Here is a 15,128-nt window from a genome sequence, read left to right as displayed (position 1 = left end):
CTCCTTATTTAGACAGAAAATCTCTTTGAGTAAGCAACCGCAAAGAGATTTTCTATAAATACAACTAATCAATACACCAAATCATTTTTACATTTTTTCAGGTGCACTGACGCCTAAAAATTCCAAGCCTTTTTTAATGCGTTCGGCTACCCGTTGGCAAATGAGCAGGCGCGAGCGCGTAAGAGGCAGGTTTTGCTCGTCTAAAACGCGGCAATGGTCATAGAACGAGTGGAACAGGCCTGCCAATTCCATTAAATACGTGGTTAAATGATGCGGGCTCAAATCGTTTAAGCAGTTTTGAAGAACAGGTTTGAACCAAATCAGTTTTAAGAGTAAGGCTCTCTCCTGAGGGGACAACGGAGTCAACACATCACCGGTTTCAATACCCTTTTCTGCCGCAGCGGCAAAAATGGAGTGAATGCGTGCATGTACATATTGCACGTAAAATACAGGGTTCTCATTAGATTGTTTTTTGGCTAACTCAATGTCAAATGTCATTTGAGCATTCGGAGTGCGGCTGGCAAAGAAGAAGCGACAAGCATCAGCCCCTACTTCGTTGGTCAGTTCGCGCAGAGTAATAAATTTACCGGCGCGTTTAGACATTTTGACCTGCTCTCCGTTATCAAGCAAATGGATTAATTGGTGAATGATGGGGGTAAAAGCCTTTTCTTCTTTTCCCAACGCATGTACCGCCGCTTTCATACGAGGAACATAGCCATGATGGTCTGCACCCCAAATATCTACCAGGTTGTCATAACCGCGATCAAATTTGTTTTTATGATAGGCAATATCAGCCAAGAAATAGGTGGGTCTGCCGTCGGTGCGTACGAGTACGCGGTCTTTATCGTCTTTAGCTACAGAATCTTTAGATGAGCCGAACCAAACGGCATCGTCTTTTTTATACGCGTAGCCATTGTCTTCTAAGGCTTTTAAAGCATTTTCTACCGCACCTTCTTTATGAAGTTCGGACTCGCGGAACCAACGCGTAAACTGTACGCGGAAGGCTTGCATATCTTCCTGTTGGGTTTTAATTAAATATTCCATTGCCCAACGTCCGTAATCTTCTTCTTTCAAATCTTTCGGGGCTACTTTCGCCATTTCTGCCAAATATTCCCCATGATATCCGTTCTCCGGCGGTTCTTTGCCTTGAATGCGGGCTTTTAAAGATTCGGCCAAGAGTTGTGCTTGGTTGCCGGCATCATTGACGTAATATTCACTGTCGCAGTTATGGCCCAAAGCGCGATGGATGCGGACTAAACTGTCCCCTAAGGCGGCACCGCGTCCGGAAGCCACGTGCAAGGGGCCTGTCGGGTTGGCGGAGACAAATTCAATTAAAATTTTATGTTTATTGGTACCGACGGAGGTGTTTTCTTTAATGCGACGGTCCAAAGCAGAAGTGATGAGTAATTTGTCTTCCAACTGTAAATTAATAAATCCGGGTGCGGCGGCTGTAGCATCGGCAATACCGTTCACTTCTCTGAGCAAAACGGCTGTTTGTTTGGCAATTTCCATCGGGTTTTTGCGCAAAACTTTGGCAGCGGACATGGCCCAATTTAACGATAAATCGGCTCCGGTATGTTCCGGCGCGGGGGAAAAATCCACTTTCGGTAATTCTACCCCTTCAAAAGCGGGGGTGCTGGATAACTTAAGTTCAATTTCTTTTTTCAGGTATGCAAACATATTTATTTAGCCGCCTTTTTTGTAGTTTTTTTCGTGGTCGTTTTTTTGACAGTTTTTTGGGTGGTAGTTTTGACGGCCTTTTTAGCAGTGGTTTTTTTAGTGGTTTTCTTAGCTGTTGTTTTGGTTGTTTTTTTAGCGGTTGCTTTTTTAACCGTTTTTTTGGCAGCTTTCTTAACGGTTTTCGGTTTTTTGTAATCTACTTCCGTACCAAAACTAAAAATTTTATCCAAAGCATAAAAATCGCGTGCTTCTTGGGTCATGATATGCACTAAAAAAGAGCCATAATCAGCCACACGCCACGTCATGCTCTCACCACCGTCTCTGTTGGATTTATAAACACCGATTTGTTTAAGCTGGGTGCTGATTTCATCTTCCACTGCTTCCATGTGCGGTTTGGACGTGACGGTGGCAATTAATACATATTCGCACAAAGAAGATAATCCTTTCAAATCAATCAGTTTAATGTCTTCGGCCTTTTTATCATCTGCATAACGCGCAGCTAAAATGGCAATTTCTTTATTTTGCATATGGCACCTCTAGCTTTGTTCTAATATAGTAAAGCATAGCATTTTTGAGAGGCTTTTTACTATATACACCCTTACGCGCGCGTAATTTTATATACTAATTCTATGTTATCTATCGTTCCAACCCCTTTAGGCAATTTGCAGGATATTACCCTTCGTGCTTTGGAAACTTTAAAAAGTGCGGATTTTGTGCTGTGCGAAGATACGCGCCGTACGCATATATTACTGACGCATTTTGGTATTTCCAAACCGACGGTGCGCTATAACGAAAATGATGATTTTTCCGTACGTCGATGTTTGGATTTGTTAAGAGGCGGTAAAAACTGTGCCTTAGTGTCTGACTGTGGCACCCCTTGCATATCAGATCCCGGCTGGAAATTGGTGCGTGAAGCAGCTAAAGAAAAGTTGCCCATTACCTCTTTGCCGGGTCCCAGTGCGGCTGCTTGTGCCTTAGCCGGTGCCGGATTTACAGGCGGAGCATTTACCTTTTTAGGATTTTTACCCAGAAAAGCGGGTAAAGCGGCTAAACTTTTAACTTCCGCTTATAGCCAACAACATCCCGTCATTGTGTATGAATCTCCGTATAGGGTGATAAAACTGTTGGAACTGATAGCCAAAACCTTAGGTGAAAATACGCCTGTGGTGGCAGCACGAGAAATTTCTAAAGTATATGAAGAATGGTTGCGCGGCAGTGCCTCTGAGGTGGTACAAGAATTGCAAAGCCGCAAAAAAGTGCAAGGCGAGTTCGTGATTGTGATCGGGCGGCCTGAAACCCAACAAGAGCAAGAAGATGAGCCGGATTTACCATATTAATGAAATGACAGAACAGGAAATGGCTTTTGTAGCGGCACAAATAGATGCCGGTGCAGTGGCCGTATTTCCTACTGATACGGTATATGGTATCGGCACTAATGCCTTTTGTGAAGAATCTATCGGCCGTATTTATGCCATGAAAGAGCGTCCGTCCGGTGCCGCTTTACAAATTTTAATTGGTTCTGTGAGCCAAGCAAAAGAGGTGATCTGCTGGTCTGAGGAGGCCGAAAAATTGGCCAAAAACTTTTGGCCGGGCGGATTGACGATGATATTGCCTGCCAATGAAAAAGCAAAGCCCTTGTTGCGTGGTTTTAAAGGGCTTGGCTTGCGAGTGCCGGCACATGAAAAATTGCAAAAAATTCTTTCTTTAATGAAAAATCCATTGGCTTCTACCAGTGCCAATAAACATGGATGTCCCGTTATTACGAAAGAAAAAATATTATTAGAATTTTTACAACAGCATGCAGATATTGTTTTGTTAGGGGGGGAGTGTACTCCGCTGGCATCAACGGTATTAGACTTGCTTTCCGTTCCCACTATTTTGAGAGAGGGAGCCCTTTTCCGTCAGGAAATAGAAAAAGTATTGGGTATAAAGGTACAGTAAAATTATGATTTCTTTCATTTCGCATCATTTGATTTATTATGCGGTTTTGTCTATTCCGCTTGTAATACTGACATATTGGATTACGCGTCGTTTTGCTACATACAAGATGAAGCGTGTGGTGATGAAGGCGGAGCATAATTATCAGCAGCAGATGGCCTCTTTGCAGATTCAACTTTCAGGCAAAGTAAACATGCTGGAAAGTATGGTAGAAAAATTGCAACTCTCCAACCAAGAATTAAACCGTTTAAATGAAATCCGCTCTAAATTTATGTCTATTGTTGCGCATGATTTGCGCCAACCGCTTACTTCTATTCAAGGGTTTACCTCTGTACTTATGATGGACGGTCCTCAAGGCAGCGGCAATGAAGATCAGCTGGCTTTAAACAATATTTTAAAAGCCACCGATAATATGAACCAACTAATGGCCGATTTGATGGATATTTCCATGATTGAATCTGGTAAGTTTAAAATGGATTTTAAACATTTTACATTCAACCAATTGATTAATGATGTGTATGCTTTACAACAGGTCAATGCTCAAAAGAAAGGACTCTTTTTGGTGCGTTATGAATATCCTCATGATGTGACGGTATATGCAGACCGCTTTCGCATTTCTCAAGTGCTTAATAATTTGCTGGGAAATGCCATTAAGTTTTCTCCGCAGGGGGGGCGTATAGAGATGCGCTATTTCTTGCAAGACGGTTGGTTGGTGTGTTATATTGCTGATGAAGGGCCGGGTGTCGCGGCTGCCGAGCAAAGTAAAATTTTTCAAAAATTCCATCAGGCCGATAATGAACGTTCTGCCAAGAAACAGGGCTGGGGCTTAGGTTTATCTATTGCGCAAGAGATTATTAATGCGCATAACGGCGAGATTGGGGTGCAAAGTCCCGGTATCGGGCAAGGGGCTTTGTTGTGGTTCAGGATACCGGTTGACCCGTCTGCCTTTGAAATATAAAAGGTTTAAACGGCCTATTCGGTTTTGTTGTTGTCGGGTAAGGAATTTGCCACATTTAAGTTTCTTCCCTCCGCCTACGTCGTAGTTAACGAATATAGGAGATAAAAAGATGAAAAGGGGTTTTACTTTAATAGAAGTTTTGGTTGTTGTACTAATAGTAGGTATTTTGGCAGGAGTGGCCTTGCCGCAATATCACAGGGTTGTGGAGAGAGCCAAAACACCGCAGGCCGAAACAATGCTTAAATCTATGGCAGATGCTATGGATTTGTGTTGGTTGGAATTTTCTCCAACTATTTGTACCACAGACTTTTTTTATGATAGTTCCACCTTCTCTCCGCCTACCCCCTTTTTATCTGAGGATAATGAACAATGCGTAGCAGGTGTAAGATGCTTTGCAACGAAAGATTGGGTGTATTGGGTAGAGGAATATGCCTATGCTGCAAGAGTGAAAAACGGCGAGTGGATTTACTCTTTAGAAATGCAAGAAGATAAAAAAATGTATTGTGAGAACCGCAGTGAGGAAATAGATTACTGCCAAATGATTGGTATGAATGAATAAATTTCAAACCCCCGCCAAAAGCGGGGGTTTTGATTTGTCTATTTTTTACTTTCTTTGTTTTTTAAACTTGCTTTAATCAGTCCGTCAAATAACGGATGCGGGCGCAACGGACGAGAGCCGAATTCAGGGTGAAATTGACCTGCGATAAAGTACGGGTGATCTTCACGTTCCACGATTTCGGGCAAAACTCCTTCGTGCCAACCGGATACTTTCAACCCTGCTTGTTCCAATTGAGCCACATATTTGGGGTTAAACTCATAGCGGTGCCGATGACGTTCCAAAATTTGGTCCTGTCCATATAGTTTATGTGCCAAAGAGCCTTTGGCTAAATCGGCCGTATAGTGCCCCAGACGCATGGTGCCGCCTTTGTACTGTACGTTTTGTTGTTGAGGGGTCAGGTCCACCACCGGGTCATTGGTTTGGTCATCAAATTCGGTAGAGTTGGCATCAGTAAGGCCGCATAAATTGCGGGCCGCTTCAATAACGGCACATTGCATGCCTACGCAAATGCCCAAAAACGGTATTTTGTTTTCACGAGCATAACGTACGGTTTCAATTTTTCCTTCAATACCACGCGTGCCAAATCCTCCGGGAATTAAAATACCGTCGGCTTCTTTGAGTTTGGAGACTACATCATCTTTTTCAGTATTGATATAGGTAATTTCCACTTTAGCATCATTGTTCATACCGGCATGGCGTAAGGCTTCATTGACGGATTTGTAAGCGTCTTGCAATTCTGAATATTTGCCGGCGATGGCAATTTTTACTTTTTGGGTAGGATTTAAGGCTTTTTCAAAGAATTTAAACCAATTTTCATCAATTGGCTGGGTGGGGGTAATCCCCAAGAAATCCAGCACTTGTTCATCTACTTTTTGATGGTAGAATTTGCGAGGTACTTCATAAATGGATTTAGCGTCGGCACATTCAATTACCGCCTGTGCAGGAACATTGCAGAACAAGGAAAGTTTATTCTTAATGCCTTCGGATAAGGGTTTTTCTGTGCGGCAAATGAGCATGCTGGGCTCAATCCCCACTTCGCGTAATTTATTGACGGAGTGTTGGCTGGGTTTAGTCTTGAGTTCTTGGGCTACGGCGATATAAGGGAGCAATGTGACATGGATACAGATAACATTTTTGGCTCCTCTTTCCAAACGTAATTGGCGCGCCGCTTCCAGAAATGGCAAGGACTCGATATCTCCCACCGTTCCGCCGATCTCAATAATAGAAACATCACATTCTTTTTCAAAAGCGCAAAAGCGTTTTTTGATTTCATTGGTAATATGAGGAATTACTTGTACGGTAGCGCCTAAATATTCACCGCGACGTTCTTTGTCAATAACGGTTTGATAAATACTTCCAGCGGTATTGGTGTTGGCCTTGGTCATGTTGACATCTAAAAAGCGTTCGTAATAACCCAAATCCAAATCTGCTTCTGCACCGTCCACCGTCACAAACACTTCCCCATGTTGATAAGGGCTCATGGTGCCGGGATCAACGTTAATATAAGGGTCACATTTAATCATGTTGACCTTAAGACCATGTAATTGTAAAAGTTTACCGATGCTGGCGCCGGAAATCCCTTTACCTAAGGAACTTACCACCCCGCCGGTGATAATAATGAATTTTGACATAATAATTTCTCCTTAAAAATAAAAACGAGTACTAAAAAGGGGAACTCCCGCCATAGCGGGAGTTCTTCGCTTTAGATTTTTTTTAAATATTCTTCTGCTTCTTGCAAATCTTGGGCTGTATCAATGGCCGGGCCGGCGGCATCGATGGCAACACACTTAATGGTCAGGCCGTCTTCCAAAGCACGCAATTGTTCCAATTTTTCCAATTGTTCCAACGGACTGGGCGGCAAAGTGACAAAGCGTTCCAATGCTTCGCGGCGATAACCGTAAATGCCGCAATGTTGCCAGTAGGGAATGTTTTTGTTTTCTTCGGTAATTTCCCGTTTATACGGTATAGCAGAGCGAGAAAAATACAATGCTTTGCCCTCTTTGTTTAAGACCGCTTTAACACAGTTGGGATTATTGATTTTTTCTTCGTCCAAAGTCGGCGCGGCGGCGGTGGCAATATCACAAGAAGGGTCACTTTGCAACATTTCAGCAATTTTTTGCACCGTCGTCGGGTTCAAAAAAGGCTCGTCACCTTGTACGTTAATAATAAATTTTTCACTGCGGCCTTTGGCGGCTTCATACACGCGGTCGGTGCCGCTTTGGCAAGCATCACTGGTCAGCACACCTTTGGCTCCGAATTGGGCTACAGCATCTACTACGATTTGATTTTCCGTAGCAATCAATACCTCACCTACATCGGCTTTTTTGCAGGCTTCGTAAACGTGCTGTACCACCGGTTTACCGCCTAAAAGTTTTAATGCTTTGGCAGGCAAACGCGTAGACCCATAACGGGCAGGAATAACAATTAAAATATCGCTCATGGCAGCTCCTTTTCTATTTCTTGCGGGGTGACGGTGGCAGTGCCGGATTTGGCCACCACGATGCCGGCGGCATAATTGGCCAAGACGGCGGCTTCATGCAGTTTTGCTCCGCAAGCGAGGGCTAAGGTAAATACGGAAATGACCGTATCTCCCGCACCCGTCACGTCAAAAACTTCTCTGGCAGTGGCTTTAACGGTAATGGATTTCTTTTTTCCTTTTTCAAACAAACTCATACCGTCTGCACTGCGGGTAATTAAAATAGAATCTGCATTGAGCATTTTTAAAATTTTCCAACCCAGATTTTCCATCGCTTCTTCTGTAGATTTGGGGGATAAGCCCGCCCCTTCCCATGCTTCTTTAGTGTTGGGGGTCATGCAGGTAATATTTTTATATTTTTTGAAATTATCAATTTTGGGGTCTACACAGACGGGGATTTTTTTCTTCCGGCAGGCTTCAATCAGTGCTTTAATGTTTTTATCGGTCAGCATGCCTTTGGCATAATCGGATAAAATAACCCCTTTAGCCGTTTTTAAGGCCTGTTCAAAACTTTTCATACATTCGCCGGCCACATCGTGAGCAACAGGGTGTTTGCTTTCTCTGTCATAGCGAACGATTTGTTGTTGTTCTGCCATAACGCGGATTTTTTGTGTGGTGGGGCGGCCTTCATCTTCACAAATACCAGAGATATTTACATTTTTGCTTTGCAGAAAATCTTTGAGCAGTGCTCCGCCTGCATCCGTACCGACGACAGATACTAATGTCGGTCTTGCACCTAAGGCGGCCAAGTTTACGGCCACGTTTCCGGCTCCTCCTGCTACAAAAAATTCTTTATTTACGGCTACCACCGGTACAGGGGCTTCCGGTGAAATACGGCTGACAGAGCCTTTGATGAAGTGGTCTAGCATAATATCGCCTACCACAATCATTTCTTTATTTTTAAACGAACGTAAAATTTCTTTAAGTCTTTTGCTGGATATGCTTTGCATAAATACCTCTTATAATCTAAGATTATAAAATATTTTCAGGCGATTGTCTTTTGTACTCCAACAGTTCGGCCGCCACTGAGCCGATAAACACTTCCACCGTCATTTTAACAGGCATTTTGTATTTGTCATCGGTAAGCCAAACTTTTAAACTTTTTCCTTTAGAAACAAAAATTCCTTCTCCGCGTATTTGCGGCTCTACTACAATCGTATTAAAGGTACCGGCTTTTGTTTTTACTTTTTCTTTTTTTAATACTTTGACAAGAAGCGGATATTGTTTGTTGCGGTTAACGATATCAAACACCAAATCTTTGCCTACCTTTAAATCTTGACTGCGTACATAATATAAAGAAGTCAGCATATCCAATACTTTTATGTCCAACGGGCCTTGTATCTGTTTGGGTTGGCTTTTCTTCTTGGATTGGCCGATATACTGATGATTTTCATAATCAAAAGTAATCCATTCATCGCGGATATAACGGCCCTCTCTTACGCTTTGGCCGTACCCTACGGAATAGAGCCCCTGTGCATCCAACCAAGATTGATTAATATCTCTTACCTTAAATACGGCATCAATGACCGGAGCAGAAAATGCGGTAGTTTGTATAAGATAGGTCGGCCGACCGTTTAGGCTGACTAAACCTCTGTTTCGGATATAAGCCGTACCTGCTTTGACAAAAGTATAATAAATACCGTATTTGAGTTGTTCATAGGCCCAAGGGGCTTTTTGAGGGGCATTGACATCCGGCACTAAGCCTGCGTAGGGGTGTAAACTGCGGTCAGAAAAATCAATAAGTTCTTCATCTTCAAAAACGGCTCTGTCTGTAGCAACAGTGTTGGGCAAAGTAAATGTTTGCTCTTGAATAATAGCCGGTTCTTTTTCAACAGAGGGTTGTTTTTGGCTAACAACGGGTTTATCCAAAAGAGGCATTTCTTCTTTTTTAGACTCAATATCTTTAGGCTCAATATCGGCAATAGTTGCGTCCGATGGTTGCGTTTTTTCTGCCTTATTCGCAGTTTCTTGCGTTGGTGAGGTAGCTAAAGGTAAAGAGTTTAAGTCAGAGGGGGAAGATTTAGCCGCGTGACAAGCGGCCAATAGAAAAACAACGGAAAAAAGAACAGCTTGGCATTTAGTCATCGGCTTGGTCCTCTTGCAATATATAGCGCGCGGCGGCCGCCATGTCTTGTGCTATAAAATCAGGCTTTAAATCAGGATATTTTTTCAAGTGGGTTTTGCCATTAGCCGTAGTCATTAGTACGGAGCGAAAGCCTAATGTTTGACCAAAAAGAACATCTGCTTTTTTATCTCCCACCATAAAAGAGCGTTTGGGATTGATATTATATTTTTGAATTAAATTTTCACCTAGAGCAGTAGCCGGTTTGCGACAGTTGCATTTTTCTTCAGGCGCGTGCGGACAGAACACAATTTCTTCTATCACCACAGGACTAAGCATTTCTTGCAAGCGCACGTGGACTTTGTTGACTTCTTGAGAGGTAAAATATCCTCGTCCGATACCGGATTGATTGGAGACGATAAAAAAATGAAACCCAGCCTTAGCCAAGCGTTGCAAAGATTTTTTGACGGGCGCGTAGAGGCGTACTTTGTTTGGGTCGCATAAATAAGTGCCCGGTTTTTCATGGATTAATGTGCCGTCACGATCAAAGAAAATAGCTTTTATTGAATGCATTGCGGATTCTCCGATAGCCATTTGGCAGCTTCTGCTTCTCTTTTCCAGCGGTTATGCGCCCAAAGCCAATTTTCAGGGTTTTGGCGAATCCAATCTTCATAAATGTCCGTCAGTTTGCGCATAAACAGGCGGATATTTTCAGGGCTATATTCCGTTGGCGGTAAGAGCGGTTCTTGCACGGTGCAAATGATTTTTCCGTTTTCTCTGTTTACCACTACCGGCAATACCGGCACTTGCAGGCGAATGGAAAGCAATGCTGTAATGGGAGACATGGCTGCCGGACGACCTAAAAATTTCATAAAAAAATCAGTAGACAAAATATTTTGGTCGGTCAAAATACCTATCATTTTTCCTCGTTTAATCCAACGAACACAAGCCAAGAAAGGGTTAGCATCGTGATTGCTGTAAAAAGTGGTACCGCCGAAAATATTGCGCAAGCGATTGGTTTCTTCATCGACGTACGGATTGTCCATTCGTTGCGCCAGTACGGCTTTATCCAATCCTTCTACCGATACTGCCAGACCAAAGGCTTCCCAATTGGTTAAATGGCCGATGTGAATAACACCGCCGATTTTGTCTGCTTGGTTTTTTTTCAATATTTCCAAACCGCGTATTTCCACGTGTTTTCTAAATTCTTCTTTAGAATAAGAGGTTAATTTTATCACTTCTGCCAAAATTTGCCCCATATTTTTCCAAGATTTAAAAGCGATTTTGCGTACTTCTTGAGGGGATTTGTCGGGAAAAGCTAAAGAAATATCGCGGATATTTCGCTTAAAGCGTTTGCGGGCCACTTTGCTGGCTAGACCTGTGGCAAACCGTCCGACAGAAATGGCGGCTCGGTAAGGCAGGCAGCGCAACAAACAACATACCGTCTGTAATCCTACATATTGTGCAAAGTAGGTGGGGGATTTTTGAAATCTCATACCTTATTATACTAATTTTCTGTTATTTTCCCCGTTGAATTTAAGAGGACTCAAAAGTAGGCCCGTAAAATGCTAAAATATATCAAATTTATTTTGTAGAGGCTACATATGGACGCACTTACTTTGCGTGAAAAAATGAAGAAAAATTGGGCCGGCCGCTTGGTATTGCTGGCTGCCAGCAAACTCTATGGTGTAGGCGTTTGGTTGGACCGCATTAGTTATGAAAACGGTTGGCAGACCATTAAGACTGTTAATTCCCGTGTGGTCTGCATCGGTAATATTACAGCCGGCGGAACAGGTAAAACAACGGCAGTGCTTTTGGCCGCTACAACTCTGGCTAAAGAGGGTATTCGCGTGGCGATTGTTTCACGCGGATATAAACGCCAACAAAAAGAGAAAGACGAAGTTGTCGTTTTGTTTGATAACCCCGATGCTGATTGGCGCCAAGCGGGTGATGAGCCTTATATGATGAGCCGCGTTCTGAGCCAATATAAAGTGCCCATTGTTATCTGTCAAGATCGCGCCAAAGCCGCTACGGAGGCCTTGCGTCGTTTTAAAAGCCAAATTATTTTATTAGACGACGGTTTACAACATCATCGCCTAAAAAGAGACAGTAATATTGTTTTAATTGATGCCAAAAACCCTTTTGGCGGAGGGCACTTGTTGCCGTTGGGAAACCTGCGCGAACCGTTGACGGCTTTGCAAAGAGGTTCTTTGTTTGTGCTTACCCATTGTGATCAAGTGACAGAGCGCGAATTGGAAGAAGTTAAAGATGTAATTCGCCAATATAACGATTTGCCCGAAATTGTGGAAAGTGTGCATGAGCCGGAATATTATATGGACGTGTGCAAAGGGCAAAAAGTGAATTTGAAGGATATCAAAGCAGATGTGGCCTGTTTTAGTGCGCTGGGACACCCCGAAACTTTTGAAAATACCCTCAAAGGACTTGGCCTGAATTTAAAGCAAGTATGGCGCTTTCCAGACCATGAGCACTATACGGAAGATAATTTGCGCACTTTTGAGCAAACCCGCAACGGATTGCCTTTGATTACGACATTTAAGGATTTTGTAAAGTTTCCGGACAACTGGCGTGATATTTTAACTTCTGATGTATATGTCCTTTCTGTCAATTTAAAAATACGCGGAGGGGAAACCGAGTTTAATAAATTTACAGACGTGTTGTATCCGAAGTTTTCTAAGATGCACTAATCGATCCTGTTTTAAGCAAAAAATACCCCGCTCAAGAAAGCGGGGTATTTTTTAATCAGGAAAGCAAAATGAAATTAAAACTAGCAGTCTTTTAAATTACTTGCTAGTTTTAAAGGAATTTGTTATACTATTTTAAAATAGCCCAAAAATGCGTTTGCAACAGGGGTACAGAATTTTTATCCTTTTCCCAAATAGGGGGGTTTGTATGGAAGAAACGAAAAAGAAAATGCTTTCCTTGCCGCAGGTAGTGCCGGCGGTAGCTATCCGCGACGTGGTGATGTATCCGGGAATGTCTTTACCTTTATCCGTTAATCGCCAAAAATCCATTATAGCCATTGATTTGGCTTTGGAATCACCGGGTAAATATGTGTTGGCCTTGTCTCAAAAATCTGCCGAAGTGGACGAACCGCAGACAGATGATATTTACCAATTTGGTGTTTTGAGTGAAATTACGCAATCATTAAAAATGCCGGACGGCTCTGTAAAGGTGTTTTTGCAGGGGTTGGTACGTGCAAAAGTGGAAAAGTTGGATTTAAATCCGCTTACCAATACCTGGTTTGCCTCTGTGCAGTATATTGAAGAACAAGAAGACCACAGCCCTGTAGTACAGGCCCTTATGCGCAAAGTGGTGGACGAGTTTGAAAACTATGCCCGCATATCTCAGCGTATGGCCGTGGAAGGCGTGTCTTTTTTGCGCAATATTGAGGACCCTTCCAAATTGGCCGATACCATCGCCTCTAATATGATGGTTAAAACAGAGCAACGCCAAGAGATTTTGCAAACCACTAATATTAAGACTCGTTTAGAAAAAATCTTAAAATTGATTACCAGCGAAGTGGAAATTTTAGGATTAGAAGAAAAAATTCATAATAAAGTACGTGCTCAGATTGAGAAAAACCAAAAAGAATATTATCTCAATGAGCAAATGAAAGCCATTCAAAAAGAACTGAGCCAAAAAGATGATTTTCAAAAAGAATTAGACGGCATTCGTGCAAAAATCAAGAAAAACGGCTTGCCGGCTGCTGCCAAAGAGGCCGCTGAAAAAGAAGTGGACCGCTTACAAAAAATGCAGCCTTTTTCTCCGGAGGCTACGGTGGCCCGTACTTTCTTGGATTGGTTGGTGAATATGCCATGGAATATCACCACCAAAGATGTATTGGATATCAAAGAAGCCAAAAAAGTGTTGGACGAGGACCACTTTGGCCTTGATAAGCCCAAAGAACGCATTTTAGAATATATTGCCGTTAGCAAATTGACTGAGGGATTGCGCGGTCCGGTGCTCTGTTTTGTGGGGCCTCCGGGAGTGGGTAAGACCTCTTTAGCCAAATCCATCGCGCGTGCTATCGGACGTAAGTTTGTGCGTATGTCTTTAGGCGGTGTACGTGACGAGAGCGAAATACGCGGCCACCGCAGAACCTATATCGGTTCTATGCCGGGACGCATTATTCAAGGGATTAGCAAATCCAAAAGTTCTAACCCTGTGTTTTTATTAGATGAAATTGACAAGATGGGTTCAGATTGGCGCGGTGATCCGGCAGCGGCTCTTTTGGAACTTTTAGATCCCGAGCAAAATAAAGACTTTGTAGATCACTTTTTAGATGTGCCGTATGACGTGTCTAAGGTGATGTTTATCACTACGGCCAACTCTTTAAGTTCTATCCCCAATACTTTGCGTGACCGTTTGGAAATTATTGATTTCTCCGGTTATACCGATTACGAGAAACATGAAATTGTGGATCATTATTTAATTCCCAAACAGATGAAATTGCATGGGTTGAAAGAAGGTACTTTGCAGGTGTCCAGAGAAGCAGTGGCTTTGATGATGCGTGAATATGTACGCGAGGCCGGTGTTCGTAATTTGGACAGAGAAATCGGTACACTCTGCCGAAAAGCCGCCAAAAAATATGTAGAAAACGGCGGTAAAAAAATAAGCATTGATGCTAAGAATTTGCATGAGTTTCTTGGTGTGCCCAAATATTCTAACTTTGCCACCGAAGAAAATGGCATCGGTATCGCTACAGGTTTAGCGTGGACCAGTGTGGGCGGGGAAACCTTGTCTATTGAAGCTACGCAATTGCCGGGTAAAGGCGGGTTGATTTTAACGGGTATGTTGGGCAATGTGATGAAAGAATCCGTTCGCGCTGCATTGACGTATGCTCGTAGTCGTGGTATCGGGAAAAAGGTGGATTTTGACCATACGGACTTTCATATCCACTTCCCTGAAGGAGCCGTACCGAAGGACGGACCGTCAGCCGGTATTACCATTACTTCTGCCTTAGTCAGTTTGTTGTTGGCAATTCCTGTCAAGAAAAACTTGGCCATGACAGGGGAAGTGACAATTACAGGACGTGTTCTTCCGGTAGGTGGAATTAAAGAAAAATTCCTTGCCGCTTATCGCGAAGGGGTAAAAACGATTCTTTTTCCGCACACGAACGAAAAAGATGTGTCTGAAATTCCGGAAAAAGTGCGCAAAGAACTGACATTAATTCCCGTTAAACACATGGACGAAGTATTGCCTCTAGCCCTAGAAGGATATAAAGCGCCAAAATCCGCTAAAACTTCCTCTAAAACGGCTAAAAAATCTACGGCTAAAAAAACTGTCAAAAAAGCCTCCGCTCAAAAAGTGGTGAGTAAAAAAACAATACAGAAAAAAACGGTTAAAAAAGCGACCGCTAAAAAGCCGACAGTCAAAAAAGTACTCAAAAAAGTGCTTCGTAAAAGAAAATAGTTTGTACTTCAAAAAACCGCCT

The 15,128-nt window shown here is 42.8% G+C and carries 14 protein-coding genes; 6 read left to right on the top strand and 8 right to left on the bottom strand.

Annotated elements, in window-relative coordinates; genetic code table 11:
• Window positions 1-87: 87 nt before the first annotated feature.
• Both IKL48_01210 and rsfS read right to left on the bottom strand, forming a co-directional pair.
• The gene (locus IKL48_01210; GenBank protein MBR3603303.1) at window positions 88-1,680 is read right to left on the bottom strand and encodes an arginine--tRNA ligase; all 1,593 of its coding nucleotides are present in this window, start codon (window positions 1,678-1,680) and stop codon (window positions 88-90) included.
• A gap of 2 nt (window positions 1,681-1,682) precedes the next feature.
• Window positions 1,683-2,207: a ribosome silencing factor gene (gene rsfS, locus IKL48_01205; protein MBR3603302.1), complete on the bottom strand. Its 525-nt coding sequence runs from the start codon at window positions 2,205-2,207 to the stop codon at window positions 1,683-1,685.
• Window positions 2,208-2,309: 102 nt separating this feature from the next.
• On the opposite strand from rsfS, the gene rsmI reads away from it, so the two are divergent.
• From rsmI to IKL48_01185, 4 genes are all read left to right on the top strand, one after another.
• Entirely contained in the window at window positions 2,310-3,017 is a 708-nt protein-coding gene (gene rsmI / locus IKL48_01200) for a 16S rRNA (cytidine(1402)-2'-O)-methyltransferase (GenBank protein MBR3603301.1), read from the top strand.
• Complete coding sequence (locus tag IKL48_01195) at window positions 2,995-3,621, top strand: threonylcarbamoyl-AMP synthase (GenBank protein MBR3603300.1); 627 nt, start codon at window positions 2,995-2,997, stop codon at window positions 3,619-3,621. Before rsmI ends, IKL48_01195 begins: the two co-directional genes overlap by 23 nt.
• A gap of 4 nt (window positions 3,622-3,625) precedes the next feature.
• On the top strand, window positions 3,626-4,576 hold the full coding sequence (locus IKL48_01190; protein MBR3603299.1) for a HAMP domain-containing histidine kinase: 951 nt from the start codon (window positions 3,626-3,628) through the stop codon (window positions 4,574-4,576).
• 109 nt (window positions 4,577-4,685) lie between these two features.
• The gene (locus IKL48_01185) at window positions 4,686-5,135 is read left to right on the top strand and encodes a prepilin-type N-terminal cleavage/methylation domain-containing protein (GenBank protein MBR3603298.1); all 450 of its coding nucleotides are present in this window, start codon (window positions 4,686-4,688) and stop codon (window positions 5,133-5,135) included.
• A gap of 38 nt (window positions 5,136-5,173) precedes the next feature.
• Here IKL48_01185 and IKL48_01180 read toward each other — a convergent pair whose 3' ends face one another.
• The 6 genes from IKL48_01180 to IKL48_01155 form a co-directional block, all read right to left on the bottom strand.
• Entirely contained in the window at window positions 5,174-6,766 is a 1,593-nt protein-coding gene (locus tag IKL48_01180) for a CTP synthase (GenBank protein MBR3603297.1), read from the bottom strand.
• 71 nt (window positions 6,767-6,837) lie between these two features.
• On the bottom strand, window positions 6,838-7,575 hold the full coding sequence (kdsB, locus tag IKL48_01175) for a 3-deoxy-manno-octulosonate cytidylyltransferase (protein ID MBR3603296.1): 738 nt from the start codon (window positions 7,573-7,575) through the stop codon (window positions 6,838-6,840).
• On the bottom strand, window positions 7,572-8,561 hold the full coding sequence (rfaE1, locus tag IKL48_01170; GenBank protein MBR3603295.1) for a D-glycero-beta-D-manno-heptose-7-phosphate kinase: 990 nt from the start codon (window positions 8,559-8,561) through the stop codon (window positions 7,572-7,574). The genes kdsB and rfaE1 overlap by 4 nt, the downstream gene beginning before the upstream one ends.
• Before the next feature lie 22 nt (window positions 8,562-8,583).
• Complete coding sequence (locus IKL48_01165) at window positions 8,584-9,696, bottom strand: DUF3108 domain-containing protein (GenBank protein ID MBR3603294.1); 1,113 nt, start codon at window positions 9,694-9,696, stop codon at window positions 8,584-8,586.
• A complete protein-coding gene (locus tag IKL48_01160; protein ID MBR3603293.1) occupies window positions 9,689-10,246 on the bottom strand; it encodes an HAD-IIIA family hydrolase in 558 nt (185 codons plus the stop codon). Before IKL48_01160 ends, IKL48_01165 begins: the two co-directional genes overlap by 8 nt.
• Window positions 10,234-11,169 (bottom strand): hypothetical protein, encoded by a 936-nt coding sequence (locus IKL48_01155; protein ID MBR3603292.1) that lies wholly within the window; start codon window positions 11,167-11,169, stop codon window positions 10,234-10,236. Before IKL48_01155 ends, IKL48_01160 begins: the two co-directional genes overlap by 13 nt.
• Window positions 11,170-11,277: 108 nt before the next feature.
• Here IKL48_01155 and lpxK point away from each other — a divergent pair, with 108 nt between their 5' ends.
• A complete protein-coding gene (gene lpxK, locus IKL48_01150) occupies window positions 11,278-12,378 on the top strand; it encodes a tetraacyldisaccharide 4'-kinase (GenBank protein ID MBR3603291.1) in 1,101 nt (366 codons plus the stop codon).
• A gap of 205 nt (window positions 12,379-12,583) precedes the next feature.
• On the top strand, window positions 12,584-15,106 hold the full coding sequence (gene lon / locus IKL48_01145) for an endopeptidase La (GenBank protein MBR3603290.1): 2,523 nt from the start codon (window positions 12,584-12,586) through the stop codon (window positions 15,104-15,106).
• Window positions 15,107-15,128: the final 22 nt, after the last annotated feature.

The organism is Elusimicrobiaceae bacterium (assembly GCA_017520185.1).
In the GTDB taxonomy this organism is placed as follows: Bacteria; Elusimicrobiota; Elusimicrobia; order Elusimicrobiales; family Elusimicrobiaceae; genus Avelusimicrobium.
This window is presented reverse-complemented; position numbering and strand designations above follow the sequence as displayed.

Excerpts from the sequence above, each read along its gene's own strand:
- IKL48_01210 (MBR3603303.1), bottom strand. The coding sequence starts at position 1,680 with ATGTTTGCATACCTGAAAAAAGAAATTGAACTTAAGTTATCCAGCACC.
- rsfS (MBR3603302.1), bottom strand. The coding sequence starts at position 2,207 with ATGCAAAATAAAGAAATTGCCATTTTAGCTGCGCGTTATGCAGATGAT.
- rsmI (MBR3603301.1), top strand. The coding sequence starts at position 2,310 with ATGTTATCTATCGTTCCAACCCCTTTAGGCAATTTGCAGGATATTACC.
- IKL48_01195 (MBR3603300.1), top strand. The coding sequence starts at position 2,995 with ATGAGCCGGATTTACCATATTAATGAAATGACAGAACAGGAAATGGCT.
- IKL48_01190 (MBR3603299.1), top strand. The coding sequence starts at position 3,626 with ATGATTTCTTTCATTTCGCATCATTTGATTTATTATGCGGTTTTGTCT.
- IKL48_01185 (MBR3603298.1), top strand. The coding sequence starts at position 4,686 with ATGAAAAGGGGTTTTACTTTAATAGAAGTTTTGGTTGTTGTACTAATA.
- IKL48_01180 (MBR3603297.1), bottom strand. The coding sequence starts at position 6,766 with ATGTCAAAATTCATTATTATCACCGGCGGGGTGGTAAGTTCCTTAGGT.
- kdsB (MBR3603296.1), bottom strand. The coding sequence starts at position 7,575 with ATGAGCGATATTTTAATTGTTATTCCTGCCCGTTATGGGTCTACGCGT.
- rfaE1 (MBR3603295.1), bottom strand. The coding sequence starts at position 8,561 with ATGCAAAGCATATCCAGCAAAAGACTTAAAGAAATTTTACGTTCGTTT.
- IKL48_01165 (MBR3603294.1), bottom strand. The coding sequence starts at position 9,696 with ATGACTAAATGCCAAGCTGTTCTTTTTTCCGTTGTTTTTCTATTGGCC.
- IKL48_01160 (MBR3603293.1), bottom strand. The coding sequence starts at position 10,246 with ATGCATTCAATAAAAGCTATTTTCTTTGATCGTGACGGCACATTAATC.
- IKL48_01155 (MBR3603292.1), bottom strand. The coding sequence starts at position 11,169 with ATGAGATTTCAAAAATCCCCCACCTACTTTGCACAATATGTAGGATTA.
- lpxK (MBR3603291.1), top strand. The coding sequence starts at position 11,278 with ATGGACGCACTTACTTTGCGTGAAAAAATGAAGAAAAATTGGGCCGGC.
- lon (MBR3603290.1), top strand. The coding sequence starts at position 12,584 with ATGGAAGAAACGAAAAAGAAAATGCTTTCCTTGCCGCAGGTAGTGCCG.